The organism is Streptomyces sp. NPDC031445, assembly GCF_055581365.1.
Window position 1 is genome coordinate 238,131 of the sequence record NZ_JBVIJO010000012.1, and the last position, 13,757, is coordinate 251,887.

Genomic DNA, 13,757 nt, shown 5'->3' on the forward strand with positions numbered 1-13,757 from the left:
ATGACCTACGTCATCGCGCAGCCGTGCATCGACGTCAAAGACAAGGCGTGCATCGAGGAATGCCCCGTCGACTGCATCTACGAAGGCCCCCGGAAGATGTACATCCAGCCCGACGAATGCGTGGACTGCGGCGCGTGCGAACCGGTCTGCCCGGTGGAGGCCGTGTTCTACCAGGACGACCTGCCCGACCACTGGGCGAACTACCTCGGCGTCGAGCGGGACGTCTTCGCGACCGTCGGCGCCCCCGGCGGAGCCAGCTCCCAGCCCCCGCTCGAGGCGGACCACCCCTCCGTGGCCGGCGAACCCGAGCGCACCACCGCCTCCTGAGAGCCCACCGCCGTCCTCCTACCGGAATCGAGCCCCATGACAACCCCCATCGTGCTCCTGGCCGAAGCCCTCGCGCCGGCCACCATCGACGCGCTCGGCCCCCAGGTGGAGATCCGCCACTGCGACGGCGCCGACCGCGCAGGGCTGCTGGCGGCCGTGCGCGACGCGGACGCCCTCCTCGTGCGCTCGGCGACCCGGGTGGACGCCGAAGTACTCGCCGCCGCCCCCCGCCTCAGGGTCGTCGGACGGGCAGGGGCCGGCCTCGACAACGTGGACCTCGACGCCGCGACACGGGCCGGCGTCACCGTGGTCAACGCCCCCGCCTCCAACAGCGTCACCGCCGCCGAGCTCGCCTGCGGGCTCATCATCTCGGTGGCCCGCCACATCCCCCAGGCCAACGCGTCGCTGAAACAGGGACAGTGGCGGCGCAGCCGCTACACCGGGGTGGAACTGGCGGACAAGACCCTGGGCGTCGTGGGCCTCGGACGCATCGGACGGCTGGTCGCCTACCGCATGCGCGCCTTCGGCATGCGGGTCATCGCCTACGACCCCTACCTGTCCCCGTCCCAGGCGGCCGAGGCGGGCGCGAAGCCGGTGACGCTGGACGAACTCCTCGCCGCGTCCGACTTCATCACGGTGCACCTGCCCAGGACGCCCGAGACGACCGGCCTCATCGGCCACGAGGAGCTACGACGGGTCAAGCCGGGCGTGCGCATCGTCAACGCGGCCCGTGGCGGCATCGTGGACGAACAGGCCCTGGCCGCCGCGCTGACGGAGGGACGCGTCGCCGGAGCGGGCCTGGACGTCTTCGCCACCGAGCCCTGCACCGACTCGCCCCTGCCGGCCCTCGACAACGTCGTGTGCACTCCGCACCTGGGCGCCTCGACCGTCGAGGCCCAGGACAGGGCCGGCACCACGGTCGCGCACGCCGTCCGGCGGACCCTCGCCGGAGAGCTGGTTCCCGACGCCGTCAACCTGCACGTCACCGCTCCCCTCGCCGAGGTGACGCGCTTCCTCCCGCTCGCCGGCGACCTCGGCCGCATCTTCACGGCCCTGGCCGGTGGGCAGCCTCCCGTGGATCTCGACGTCGAGGTGCACGGCCCGGTCACCCAGCACGACGTCTCCGTGCTCGAACGGGGCGTGCTCACGGGCATGTTCGCCGACGGCCGGCGGGTCACCCTGGTGAACGCCCCCCTCGTCGCACGCGAGCGCATCGGCGCGGTCCGCTTCCTCACCAGCTCCGAGAGCGCGTCCCACACCGACCAGATCACCCTGCGCGGCACCCTGGCCGACGGCCGTGCGCTCGCGGTCTCCGGGGCCCTGTCGGGGCCGAGGAACATCCGCAGACTCACCGGGATCGCCGACTACGACATCGAGCTGGAGATCACCGACCGGATGCTGTTCCTCCAGTACAAGGACGTGCCCGGCATGATCGGCACCATCGGACGGATCCTCGGCGAGGCAGGAGTCAACATCGCCGTGATGCAGGTGGCGCGGGACACCGAAGGAGGCGAGGCCGCCGTCGCGCTGACGGTCGACAGCGTCGTCTCCCCCGGTGTGCTGCACAGGATCAGCGAGGTGGTCCGTCCTTCCTGGGCCCACTTCGTGGACCTGACCACCTGAGTGCCGCCGCGTCGCAGGCACGACGCGGGTGACGGCCGGCGCGGCCCCGCGCCGGCCGTCACGCGTTGCGCGTGCGGTGCGCCGACGGGGGCGGCGAGGTGATGTCGCCGGCGGGCATCTCGTTGATGGGGTGATCTCCCGTGGCCCACAGGTACTGCACGGCGTAGCCGCGCCACGGCTGCCACACCCGGGCGCGGCGCAGCAGCGCGGCCGGTGTGCCCGGCAGCTCCAGGGCGGCGGCGGCCAGCTTGACACCGAGGTCCGTGACCGGGAAGGCGTCGGGATCCCCCAGGGCGCGCAGGGCGATCGTCTCCACCGTCCACGGCCCCACACCGGGCAGCGCGCCGAGCCTGGCGCGGGCCTCCTGCCAGTCGCTGCCCGCGCCGAGGTCGAGACGCCCCGACGCCAGCGCGTCGACCACGGCGAGCACGGCGTCCCTGCGTTTACGCGGCAGGGCCAGGGCGGCCGGGTCGAGGGCCGACAGGGCGGCGGGGGAGGGGAACAGATGCGTCAGACCCCCCGTCTCGTCCAGCACGGGATCGCCGTGGGCCCGCACCAGACGCGCGGCGTGCGTGCGGGCGGCGGCCGTGGACACCTGCTGCCCCAGCATGGCGCGGATCGCGAACTCCGCGCCGTCGACCGTCTGCGGGATGCGCCGGCCCGGGCTCTTGCGGACCAGCGGGGCGAGCACGTCGTCGTCGTGCAGCGCTTCGCCGTAGGCCACCGGATCGGCGTCGAGGTCCAGCAGCCGCCGGCACCTGTTGATGGCGATGGTCAGGTCGCGCAGGTCGGACAGATGGAGCGTGCACTGGATGTACGACGCCCCCGTCGGCCTCAGTTCGACGATGCCGTGCCCATGAGGCAGCCGCAGCGTGCGACGGTACGCACCGGCACGCCATTCCTCGACCCCCGGCACGCCCGTGACGGCCAGATGCCCGAACAAGCTGTCGGGGCACAACGGGGAACGGAACGGCAGACGCAGGGCCACCGCCCCCGCGGTGGCCGAGGGACGGCCGCGACGGCGCAGTTCGGAGGGCGTCATGCCGAACACGCTCTGCACCGTGTCGTTGAACGTGCGGATGGACGCGAATCCTGACGCGAACGCCACCTCCGCCATCGGCAGCGTGCTGGTCTCGATCAGCAGACGGGCGGCCTGGGCGCGCTGGGCACGCGCCAAGGCAGCGGGCCCGGCTCCGACCTCCGCCTGCAACTGCCGTTCGACCTGGCGCGTCGAATACCCCAGACGGGCCGCCAGGCCGGGCACGCCCTCCCGGTCCACGATGCCGTCCTTGATCAGCCGCATGGCGCGCGCGGCGAGACTGGCCCGCACGTTCCATTCGGGCGAGCCCGGCGTGGCGTCGGGACGGCAGCGCTTGCAGGCCCGGAACCCCGCCTGCTGGGCGGCCGCCGCGCTGGGGTAGAAGACCATGTTCCGGGGCTTGGGCGGGACCACCGGGCAGCTGGGCCGGCAGTAGATCTTCGTGGTCAGCACCGCCGTGAAGAACCAGCCGTCGAACCGCGCGTCCTTGGACTGCACCGCCCGGACGCAGTGTTCCGCATTCTCATGCATGGGCCCATCCTGAGTCTCCGCCCCCGCGAGGGCTGGCAGGTTTACGACATCAACCTTGCGGCGTCTCGTGCGCCGCCGCGGCCCCCGTCCAGGGCGCCCGCGCGACACCGGCACGGCAGAACGACGCGAACGCCGCCGCCCGTTGGGTCACGTGCGCGCCCTCCAGACGCGCCAGTCCCACGTCGAGGGGCGCGACCGCGTCGGCGATCCGGCACACCTGCACCGCCCGCCCCTCGTAGCTGACGTTCAGGGCGGGGCGCTGGATGAGCAGGGAGTACCCCGCGCCCCGCGCCACGAGGCCGCGGACCACCTCGAAGCTGGACGTGCTGTGGCGTACCACCGGAGCGATCCCCGCCCGGGTGAGCAGGTCGCTGAAGTAGCGGCGGCTGGGCGGCACGTCGAGCATCACCATGTCGAGGCCGGCCAGATCGGAAAGACGCACACTGTCCCGGTCCGCCAGCGGATGGTCCTGCGGCAGGAGGACGTGCGGCTGGACGGAGTGGAGTCTGTCGAACGCGATGCCGTCGTCCACGTCCACCCCGTACAGCAGCGCCACCTCGCAGCGCCCGTCCCGGAGCAGCCGCTGCAACGTGGTCGCGGAGCCCTCGACGAAGTCCAGGGTCACGCCGGGGTGGGCGAAGGGGAACTCCGCCAGCAGCCACGGGACCAGGAACGGGGCCAGCGTCGTGAAACAGCCGATCACCAGACGCCCGGTCGGGCGGCGCCCCATCTCCTGCACACTGGCGCGCAGTTGCTCGCTGCTCGCCAGCAGGGCCTTGGCCTGGGGCAGCAAGAGGCGTCCGGCGGCCGTCAGGGTGAGCCCTTTGGCCCTGGCCCGCAGCAGCAGCTGCACCCCTACTCGGTGTTCGAGCTCGCCGATGCCGGCCGACACCGCCGAGGGCGACACGTACAGCAGCTCCGCCGCGCCGGTCAGCGTTCCCGCTTCGGCCGCCGCGACGAAATAGTCGAGCTGGCGCAGGCTTATTCGCTCAGACATAAAAAACCCCGCTTGATGCCCAGAATTTTCCGGTTTTCAAAACGGTCGGCGGCGGGTGAGACTGAAGGCCGCCGAGCCCTGGGAGTTTCGTTATGACGGACATGACGGCATGCCCGGTAAACCACAGCTTCAACCCGCTGGGTGACGCCTACGTCGAGGACCCTTACCCGATATTGTCCGCCGTGCGTGAAGAAGGACCCGCCTTCTATGCGCCGGCGATAGACATGTGGGTGATAACCGGGTACGAGGACATCCAAAGCGCGTTGATGAACCCGCGCGTCTTCTCCGCCGCCGTCGGGCAGCGCCCTGTGTTCCCCCTGACGCAGGAGGCCCAGACCATCGTCAAGGCCGGATTCCATGCCTATCCGGTCATGTCGGACTGCGACCCGCCTCGCCACACCCGTATTCGCCGGCACAACCAGAAGGCGTTCTCCGCCCGGCGGATCTCGGTTCTCGAGCCCAAGGTGTGGGCCAAGGCCACCGAACTGGTCGACGAGATCCAGCCCGGGATCGTGGACCTCGTCCCGGCGCTGACCTACCCCCTGCCCGCCTACATGATCTTCACCTTCATCGGCTTCCCCGATGAGGACATGGACATGCTCAAGTCGTGGTGCGGCAACCGCATCGCCTTCAGCTGGGGCAAGCCGACCCCCGACGAACAGCGCGACATCGCCAACAACATGGTCAACTACTGGCGCTACTGCGAGGAGTTCGTCGCCAAGCGCGCGGCCGACCCCGTCGACGACTTCACGAGCGACCTCGTCCGTATCCACCGGGAGGATCCCGAGAGCCTCTCGATCGCGGACATCACCAACGTCGCCTACGGCCTCAGCTTCGCCGGACACGAGACGACCACCAGCTTCACCGGGAACGCCGTGCGCCGGCTGCTGGCCAACCGCGCGCAGTGGGAGGAGCTGTGCGCCGACCGCTCCCTCATCCCCAAGGCGGTCGAGGAAGTGCTCCGCTACGACAGCAGCATCCCCGCCTGGCGGCGCATCACCACCGAGGCCGTCACGGTCGGCGGCGTCGAGATCCCCGCGCAGGCGAAGATCCTGCTGCTGCTGGGCGCGGCCAACCGCGACCCCGCCCACTTCGAGGAGCCCGAGGCCTTCGACATCCACCGCGAGGACTCCCGCAAGCACCTCGCCTTCGGCCAGGGCATCCACTACTGCATCGGCGCCGCCCTGGCCCGCATGGAGGCCCGCATCGCACTCGACCTCCTGGCGCGGCGCGCCCCCGGCATGCAGGTCGTCGAGGACCAGGACTTCGACTTCCCCGCGAACGTCTCCTTCCGCGGCCCGCGCAAGCTGCTGGTCTCCTGGCCCGGCTAGGACGCCGGGCGGAAACCGCCGGCGGTGGGCGGGGCGGCCCGTGCGCACGGCGCGGGCCGCCCCCCGTTCACCGCTCATTGACCAGCAGTGTCTGCGTCACCTGGCCGCACTCGCCGCTCTCGTCGTGCAACTGCCCGACCGCCAGCCCCGACCCGCCGGGGCTGGCGGCCGTGGCCGAGCGCACGCACAGCCACGCCCCGGCCGGCGGCCGGTGCAACGCCAGCGTCACGTCCGTGTTGATGACGAGCCGGCGGTGGTGGTCCAGCTCGAACGCGACGGCCCAGCTGCTGTCCGCCAACGTCAGCGCGCGGGTGAGCGCGGTGTCCGCGGCCCCCGCCACCAGGGGGATCCGCTGCCGCGCCCAGGCCACCCCCGGCCCGGGCACGTCGAAACCCCCGCCCGCCTCGAAACGCCACTCCATGGCCGCGATGTAGCCGTCGAGATGCGCCCCCGCCATGGTGTGCGGGGCCTGGGCGCCGGGCAGCGCGGGCGCGGGCGGATGGGGCCGCAGCGCGGGCGTGTCGGCCGGACTGGCGGCCACCCGCCAGGCCCTGGCCAGCATCACCGGACCGGCGTCCGAGCTGATCTCCCCTTCCAGCAGCTCGACGCGCCGGCCCGCGTGGACGGTCCGCACCGAGACCCGCAGGTCAGCCACGGGAACGGGGCGCGGCAGTTCCACGGTCACGCGGGCGATGTGGAAGCCCTCACGCGGTTCGTGCTCCTCCATGGCGCGGCCCAGCAGCGCCGACGGAGGACCGCCGTGCTGCCATTTCTGGCTCCACGGGCCGGCCGTGGCCGTACTGCTCTCGTAACGGCCGCTTCCCAGGTCGTAGTAGAAGGCGTCCGGCAGCGCCGGAGCAGGCTGGTTCGTCACACGCTTCCCTTTCCTCGGTGAACGGCGGGCGGGGCGGCGCCACCCGCCGGCGGCGCACGGTGCGCAGCACACGGCACTCGGGGCCGCCCCCCAGCCTCAGGCCCGGCCGGGCGGGCTTCCCGCCCCCGTGGCACGGAACCAACGACGATAGGCGTCCGGCGACAGGCCCGTGGTCCGGTTGAAGTGCCGGCGCAGGGTCGCTCCGGTTCCCATCCCGCACTGCGTCGCGATCTGTTCGACGCTCATGGCCGTCGTCTCCAGCAGACGCTGGGCCCGGTGCACCCGCTGCGACAGCACCCACTGCAACGGCGCCATACCGGTGTGCGAGCGGAAGTGGCGAGTCAGCGTGCGACGGCTGACCCGGGCCTGCTCGGCCATGTCGTCCACGGTCAGCTCGTGCTCCAGATGCTCCGAGACCCACGGCAGGATCTGCGCGAGGACCTGGTCCGTCTCGTGCTCGGCGATCGCGGGGGCGTCCGTGCCCGGGTCGGCGAAGGGGGCGAACAGGCGGCGAGCCAGCGCCTTCGCGACGGCACTGCCGTGATCAAGGCTGACCACGTGCAGGAAGAGCTCGAGACTGGCAGCGCCGCCCACGGACGTGAGCAGGTCGCCGTCGTCCAGGTAGCGCGCGGCCGAGTCGGCCTTGACCTGCGGGTAGCGGGCGGTCAGAGCGTCGGCGTGCGCCCAGTGCACACTCGCCCGCCGGCCGTCCAGCAGCCCGGCCGCCGCGAGTACGAACACCCCCGTCGACACGGCCACGACACGGGATCCGGCGCCGTGCGCGGTCCGCAGCGCCCGGACGAGGGCGGCCGGCGGTTCCTCGTGCACGTCCGGCCAGGCCGGCACCACGATGGTGTGCGCCTTCGGCAGCTGGTCTGTGCTCCACAGCCGCTCCACGCGGCAGGCATCGCAGTTCTCGGCATCGTCCGGGGCCCAGCCGGCGAATTCGTACCACGGGTCGACCAGATCGGAACGGTCGACACCGAAAACCTCACGGGCTGCTGAGATGTCCAATCCAGCAACTATTGAAGGGAAAAGTAGAGCCACGGATATCGGCATGGGGCCCACCCTCATCCGGCTCTCCGCACCGGTCAACGCAATCTTGCCGAAGTCGCACACGAGTACGCCCGCAGCGCACATATGTACGGCAATGCGCGTACGTCGCAGAAGGAACTTGCCCAAGTCGCGCATGAACTGAGCGACGTCGGATCTTCGCCGTGGAACCCCCTCATCAAACCGGTGACCTGCGACGACCGCGGGGACGCCGATGAGCGGATTTGCGACGCCACCCTTCGCGACGGCGCTCATGTCGCAGATCTGCCAGCCCTCGCCCCGCCGCGCCTGCTGAACTGATCAGGCAACAGCACACTCATCACAGGACGGAATTCATGGCTGCATCCACCACCGCCACCACGCGCGACCCTGGCGGGGCCGATTCACCGCACCGCTCCCCGGTGATCGGATGGCTGGCCGTCGTCGCGGTGATGCTGGGCATCTTCTCCATCGTCACCACGGAAATCCTCCCCATCGGACTTCTGACGAAGATCGGTGCGAGCTTCACCATCTCCGACGGCATGGCCGGACTGATGATGACCATGCCCGGCTTCCTCGCGGCGATCGCCGCACCCGTCGTCACGGTCGCGACCGCGCGGATCGACCGCCGCCTGATGCTGTGCGCCTTCATGGTCCTGCTCGCCGCGGCCAACTTCCTGGCAGCGGTAGCCCCCGACTACTGGCTGGTCCTGGTCTCCCGTGTCATCGTCGGCATCGTCATCGGCGGCTTCTGGTCCATCGGCGCCTCGCTGGCCGAACGGCTGGTCCCCGCCGAATCCGTCGGCCGGGCCACAGCGGTGATCTTCTCCGCGGTGCCCCTGGGTTCCGTGCTCGGCGTACCGGCCGGCACGTTCATCGGCGACCTGGCCGGATGGCGTACCGCGTTCATCGCCATGGGCGGCCTCACCGTCGGCGTACTGATCATGCTGCTGATCGTCACGCCGCCACTGCCACCGCGGCAGACCACCCGCCTGGGCGTCCTGCGGGGCATGCTCAACAGCGTCGCCACCCGCTTCGCCCTGCTCCTGACCGTTCTCGTGGTGCTGGCGCACTTCGGCACGTACACCTACGTCACCCCGTTCCTCGAGCAGGTCACCGACGCGGGCTCCGGGCTCATCACCGTCTTCCTGCTCATCTACGGCGCGGCGGGCATCCTCGGCAACTTCCTGGGCGGGTCCCTGGTCGCACGGCACCCGCGGGCCACCTTCGGCACCGCCGCCGGCATGATCGCCGCCGCCACCCTGCTCCTGCCCGTTCTGGGTCAGTGGAAAGCCGGAGCGGTCGCCCTCCTGATCGTCTGGGGCGTGGCGTACGGGGCGGTGCCCGTCTCCTCCCAGACGTGGTTCACCAAGGCGAGTCCCGACACCCCCGAGGCCGCCTCCGTCATGTTCACCGCGTCGTTCCAGGCCACGATCTCCCTCGGCGCCCTGACCGGCGGAATCGTCGTCGACGCCAGCTCGCCCTCGACGGTCATGACCCTGGGCGGCATGACGGCCGCCCTCATGGTCATCGCCGTATGGGTCCACTACGCCCGACGCCTGACCTGGCCGGACAACGCCTGACCCGCCCCGGCCCTCCCCAAGACCTGGCACGCCCGGACCTTGCCGCAGCGCGAACGGTCCGGGCGGCCGATCGCAGACCTCCGGTCCCCAATACAGCTACGAGAGGACATCACACATGTGCGGAATCGCCGGATGGGTGGACTTCGAACGTGATCTGACCCGCGAGCGTGCGACGGCGGACGCGATGACCCAGACCATGGCCTGCCGCGGCCCGGACGCCAGCGGCCTGTGGACGGACCGTCACGCCGCCATCGGCCACCGCCGGCTGTCCGTGATCGACATCGAAGGCGGCAAGCAGCCCATGCTCGCGGAGGACGACGGCCGCGCCCTGGCCGTCCTGACCTTCAGCGGGGAGATCTACAACTACCGGGAACTGCGCTCCGAGCTCGTCTCCCACGGTCACCGCTTCCGGACCCAGAGCGACACCGAAGTCGTCCTGCGCGCCTACCTGCACTGGGGCGTGGACTTCGTGACCAAGCTCAACGGCATGTTCGCCTTCGCCATCTGGGACACCCGCCGCGAGGAACTGCTCCTGGTCCGCGACCGCATGGGTGTCAAGCCGCTCTACTACTTCCCCACCCCCCACGGCGTCCTCTTCGGCTCCGAGCCCAAGGCGATCCTGGCCAACCCCGAGGTGCCCCGCCGCGTCAACGCCGACGGCCTCAGCGAGATACTCGACATGGTCAAGACCCCCGAACACGCCATCTTCACCGGCATGTTCGAGGTCCGTCCCGGTCACCTCGTCCGCGTGGGCCGGCAGGGACTGACCAAGCACCGCTACTGGGCGCTGGAAGCCAAGGAGCACACGGACTCCCTGGACCAGACCATCCGCACGGTGCGCGAACTGCTCGAGGACATCGTCTCCCGGCAGCTCATCTCCGACGTTCCGCTGTGCAGCCTGCTGTCCGGGGGCCTGGACTCCTCGGCGGTCACCGCCCTGGCCGCCAAGGCGCTCAAGGACCAGGGGGCCGGACCCGTACGGTCCTTCTCCGTCGACTTCGTCGGCGCCGCCGAGAACTTCGTCCCCGACCCGCTGCGCAGCACCCCGGACGCCCCCTTCGTGCGCGACCTGGCCGAACTGGTCAAGGCCGACCACAAGGAGATCCTCCTCGACAGCGACGACCTCAGCGACCCCGCCGTGCGGGCCGCCGTCCTGGCCGCCACCGACCTGCCGCCCGTCTGGTACGGCGACCTGTGGCCCTCCCTCTACCTGCTCTTCCAGGCCGTGCGCCAGCGCTCCACCGTCGCCCTGTCCGGGGAGTCGGCGGACGAACTCTTCGGCGGCTACAGCTGGTTCCACGACCCCGAGGTCCTCACCGCCGAGACCTTCCCCTGGCTCACCAGCACACCCGGACCGTTCTACGACGGCACCCCCCTCTTCGACACCTCCCTGCTCGACCGGCTGGACATACCGGGCCGCCGCAGCGACAGCTACCACACCGCCATCGCCGAAACCCCCGTACTGCCCGGGGAGAGCGGACTGGAGAAGCGGATGAGGGAGCTGTCCTACCTCAACCTCACACGCTTCGTGAACACGCTCCTGGACCGCAAGGACCGCATGAGCATGGCCGTGGGCCTCGAGGTCCGGGTCCCCTTCTGCGACCACCGGCTCGTGGAATACGTCTTCAACGCTCCCTGGTCGATGAAGAAGTTCGACGGGCGCGAGAAGAGCCTGCTGCGCGCCGCCACGCGCGACGTGCTCCCGCAGTCCATCGCCGAACGCGTCAAGGCGCCCTACCCCAGCACCCAGGACTCCGGTTACGAGAAGAAGCTGCGCGACCGGTTCGCCGAAGTCCTCTCCAGCGGCGACGCGCCCATCCTGCCCCTGCTGGACCTCGGCCGGGTCAAGGACCGGCTGACCCGGCCCGTCAGTGCCGAGAGCACGCAGATCACCCGGATCGACCTCGAGGTGCCCCTGTCGCTCAACGCCTGGCTCGAGTCGTACGACGTCACCCTCGACGTGTAGCACCACCGAGCCGGCCGGCGGCACCGCCGCCGGCCGGCGCCTTCGAGACCGCCCGACGTCCCTGTGAGTCCATCCCCCGTCAGCAGGGGCGTCGGGCACCTCAGCCGCCCGGCGACGACGTCCGTCGCACGAAGTTCCGAGAGGACACACCCATGCCGTCGCCCTCGTGCAGCGCCCCAGGAACGTCCTCCGGCGACCAGCCTGAGGCAGACCTCCCGCAGCACCGGGCCGCGGAGCTGGCGGCCCGCATCACGGGGATCATCAGGACCCTGGACGCGCTGGACCTCACCGGAACCGCACCGGCGCCCGTCTTCACCGTCACCGGCCGCGGCGGCACCGGGAGACTCCGGTGACCCAGCCCTACGAACTCACCGCAGCCGCCGCTGCCCGGGCCATCGCCGCGAAGGAGCTGTCCCCGGTCGAACTGACCGAGTCCGTCCTCCAACGGGCGGCAGACACCGAGGACGCCCTCAACGCCTTCGTGACCCGCACGGCCGAGGTCGCCCGGGCAAGGGCGGCCCAGGCGGAGCGGGACGTGATGGCGGGCCGCTCCCTGGGCCCGCTGCACGGCATCCCCTTCGCGCTGAAGGACAACATCGACGCCGCCGGCGTCCTCACCACGGCCAGCTCCTCCGTGTGGGCCGAGCGGGTCGCCGCCGAGGACAGCGCGGTCATGGACCGTCTGACGGCGGCCGGCGCGATCCTGGTCGGGAAGACCGAGATGCACGAGTTCGCCTACGGTCTCGTCACCCCCCAGACCGCCAATCCCTGGGCGCGCGACAGGATCGCCGGCGGCTCCAGCGGAGGGTCGGCCGCCGCCGTGGCGGTCGGCTCCGCCACCTTCGCCCTGGGCACCGACACCGCCGGCTCCATCCGCGTCCCCGCGTCGTTCAACGGGCTCGTGGGCCTCAAACCCACCTACGGGGTGGTCTCCCGCTTCGGCGTGGCCCCCCTGTCCTGGTCCATGGACCACGTCGGCCCCCTCACCCGGAGCGTCCAGGACGCGGCCCTGGTCCTCCACGCCATCGCCGGCCGGGATCCGCGGGACCCGGCGAGCGTCGTCTCACCGCATCCGCCCAGGCTCGGCAAGGGCACCGAGGACCTCCGGGGCGTGAGGGTCGGGGTCCCCGCGAACTACTTCTTCGACCACGTGGAACCACACGTGGCGGACGCGGTGCGCCGGGCGACGGCCCGGCTCGTCGACCTCGGAGCGACCGCGGTCGACGTGACCGTGCCCCTCACCCCGTATGTGATCCCCACGCTGTGGGGCCATGTCGCCCCCGAGGCGGCAGCGGCGCACGACGATCACCTGCGTCACCACCCGGAGCTCTTCAGCGACGGTCTGCGGACCCTCCTGGAGGCCGGACGGATGATCACGGCCGACGCCTATCTGAGAGCACAGCGAAGCCGCAGCCTCATCAGGGAGGCATGGCGCGAGCTGTTCACCACCATCGACGTGCTCGCCACACCCACCGTCGCCTGCACGGCGCCTCCGCGTTCGCAGGCCGTGATGCGGTGGAACGACGGACACACGGAAGACATCACCGACGGCCTCCTGCGGCTCACCTCGCCGGCCAACATCACCGGCCTGCCCGCCCTGTCCCTGCCGGTCGGGGAGGACCACCACGGCCTGCCCATCGGCATGCAACTCATCGGCGACCACCTGGCCGAACCCGAGCTGCTGCACATCGGCCAGGTCTACGAGGCCGCCCGCGCTGACGCGGACACCCGGCGTCGGGCGCCCCTGCTGCGCGCCTTCTCCGAGACCCGCACGCACGAGCCCCACGCACAGGTCGCGGGCGCCGGCGCTTGACACACAGGGGACGGTTCACCCGTGACTGACGACCTGCCCGGCCAGGCCCGGGTTCCCGCACGCGTCCTGTTGGCGACCATGGCAGCGGGGACGCTCGCTCTGAGCGCCTGCGCCACCCAGGGAGGCGGAAAAGCCGACGCGCCCTCCCCGCCGCGGTCCTCGGCGGGTGCCGAGGCAGCGCCCACGCCGTCGAAGACGGCCGGGGACCTCGGCGAGGCGGCACGAGAGGCGGCCGCCCAGCGCGCGGCCGCCGCCCCCGGCGGGGACCCCGTCAGCCCGGCCGGCACCGCTGTCCCGGATCCCGGCGATGACGGGTTCGGCAAGCCCGCGGCCACGGCGGCGCACGGGGAGGTCGTCGCGTACACCCCCCGCCTGGAGTCGGGACGTGAGGTCGTACCGCTGACCATTCACAACGACGGGGACGAGCGGATGACGTACACCGTCACCGTGACGGTCGTGGGCGGCGCGCGGAAGTCCCCGTTCTCGGTGACCGAGAAGGCCGACGGCGTGTGGCCGGGCACCACATGGCCGACCACGACGGACATCACGGCCTCCGGCCTCCGGGAGACGGCGGACGGCTGGAAGATCAGCCTGAAGGTCGTCAAGGCCGACCCGTTCGCCGGCGCCCGCTGACCCCCGGG

The 13,757-nt window shown here is 71.3% G+C and carries 12 protein-coding genes; 8 read left to right on the top strand and 4 right to left on the bottom strand.

Translation table 11 applies throughout. The features are described 5' to 3' along the window. Positions 1-327, top strand: coding sequence for a ferredoxin (gene fdxA, locus ACZ5DC_RS29030; protein ID WP_468657501.1), 327 nt, complete (start codon positions 1-3; stop codon positions 325-327). A 36-nt stretch (positions 328-363) separates the two neighbouring features. Then, entirely contained in the window at positions 364-1,950 is a 1,587-nt protein-coding gene (gene serA, locus ACZ5DC_RS29035; protein ID WP_468657503.1) for a phosphoglycerate dehydrogenase, read from the top strand. A gap of 58 nt (positions 1,951-2,008) precedes the next feature. On the opposite strand, the gene ACZ5DC_RS29040 is transcribed toward serA, so the two are convergent. Together ACZ5DC_RS29040 and ACZ5DC_RS29045 are read right to left on the bottom strand one after the other, a co-directional pair. Beyond that, positions 2,009-3,520 carry an AlkA N-terminal domain-containing protein gene (locus tag ACZ5DC_RS29040; RefSeq protein ID WP_468657505.1) on the bottom strand — a complete coding sequence of 504 codons (1,512 nt, stop codon included), beginning with the start codon at positions 3,518-3,520 and terminating at the stop codon, positions 2,009-2,011. A gap of 49 nt (positions 3,521-3,569) precedes the next feature. Next, positions 3,570-4,517 carry a LysR family transcriptional regulator gene (locus tag ACZ5DC_RS29045; protein WP_468657507.1) on the bottom strand — a complete coding sequence of 316 codons (948 nt, stop codon included), beginning with the start codon at positions 4,515-4,517 and terminating at the stop codon, positions 3,570-3,572. A 182-nt stretch (positions 4,518-4,699) separates the two neighbouring features. On the opposite strand from ACZ5DC_RS29045, the gene ACZ5DC_RS29050 reads away from it, so the two are divergent. Next, a complete protein-coding gene (locus tag ACZ5DC_RS29050; RefSeq protein WP_468657509.1) occupies positions 4,700-5,848 on the top strand; it encodes a cytochrome P450 in 1,149 nt (382 codons plus the stop codon). Between the two features lie 67 nt (positions 5,849-5,915). On the opposite strand, the gene ACZ5DC_RS29055 is transcribed toward ACZ5DC_RS29050, so the two are convergent. Next, a complete protein-coding gene (locus ACZ5DC_RS29055) occupies positions 5,916-6,722 on the bottom strand; it encodes a thioesterase family protein (protein WP_468657511.1) in 807 nt (268 codons plus the stop codon). A 96-nt stretch (positions 6,723-6,818) separates the two neighbouring features. Further along, positions 6,819-7,781 carry a GlxA family transcriptional regulator gene (locus ACZ5DC_RS29060; protein WP_468657684.1) on the bottom strand — a complete coding sequence of 321 codons (963 nt, stop codon included), beginning with the start codon at positions 7,779-7,781 and terminating at the stop codon, positions 6,819-6,821. 329 nt (positions 7,782-8,110) lie between these two features. Between ACZ5DC_RS29060 and ACZ5DC_RS29065 the strand changes: the two genes are divergently transcribed. From ACZ5DC_RS29065 to ACZ5DC_RS29085, 5 genes are all read left to right on the top strand, one after another. Beyond that, entirely contained in the window at positions 8,111-9,337 is a 1,227-nt protein-coding gene (locus ACZ5DC_RS29065) for an MFS transporter (protein WP_468657514.1), read from the top strand. A 115-nt stretch (positions 9,338-9,452) separates the two neighbouring features. Further along, on the top strand, positions 9,453-11,303 hold the full coding sequence (gene asnB, locus ACZ5DC_RS29070; protein WP_468657516.1) for an asparagine synthase (glutamine-hydrolyzing): 1,851 nt from the start codon (positions 9,453-9,455) through the stop codon (positions 11,301-11,303). A 152-nt stretch (positions 11,304-11,455) separates the two neighbouring features. Continuing rightward, positions 11,456-11,656, top strand: coding sequence for a hypothetical protein (locus ACZ5DC_RS29075; protein ID WP_468657518.1), 201 nt, complete (start codon positions 11,456-11,458; stop codon positions 11,654-11,656). Beyond that, the gene (locus ACZ5DC_RS29080; protein WP_468657520.1) at positions 11,653-13,116 is read left to right on the top strand and encodes an amidase; all 1,464 of its coding nucleotides are present in this window, start codon (positions 11,653-11,655) and stop codon (positions 13,114-13,116) included. Before ACZ5DC_RS29075 ends, ACZ5DC_RS29080 begins: the two co-directional genes overlap by 4 nt. Before the next feature lie 21 nt (positions 13,117-13,137). After that, positions 13,138-13,749, top strand: coding sequence for a hypothetical protein (locus tag ACZ5DC_RS29085; RefSeq protein WP_468657522.1), 612 nt, complete (start codon positions 13,138-13,140; stop codon positions 13,747-13,749). Positions 13,750-13,757 lie beyond the last annotated feature (8 nt).

Coding starts and splice junctions, on each gene's coding strand:
- fdxA (WP_468657501.1), top strand. CDS start 1: ATGACCTACGTCATCGCGCAGCCGTGCATCGACGTCAAAGACAAGGCG.
- serA (WP_468657503.1), top strand. CDS start 364: ATGACAACCCCCATCGTGCTCCTGGCCGAAGCCCTCGCGCCGGCCACC.
- ACZ5DC_RS29045 (WP_468657507.1), bottom strand. CDS start 4,517: ATGTCTGAGCGAATAAGCCTGCGCCAGCTCGACTATTTCGTCGCGGCG.
- asnB (WP_468657516.1), top strand. CDS start 9,453: ATGTGCGGAATCGCCGGATGGGTGGACTTCGAACGTGATCTGACCCGC.
- ACZ5DC_RS29065 (WP_468657514.1), top strand. CDS start 8,111: ATGGCTGCATCCACCACCGCCACCACGCGCGACCCTGGCGGGGCCGAT.
- ACZ5DC_RS29075 (WP_468657518.1), top strand. CDS start 11,456: ATGCCGTCGCCCTCGTGCAGCGCCCCAGGAACGTCCTCCGGCGACCAG.
- ACZ5DC_RS29060 (WP_468657684.1), bottom strand. CDS start 7,781: ATGCCGATATCCGTGGCTCTACTTTTCCCTTCAATAGTTGCTGGATTG.
- ACZ5DC_RS29040 (WP_468657505.1), bottom strand. CDS start 3,520: ATGCATGAGAATGCGGAACACTGCGTCCGGGCGGTGCAGTCCAAGGAC.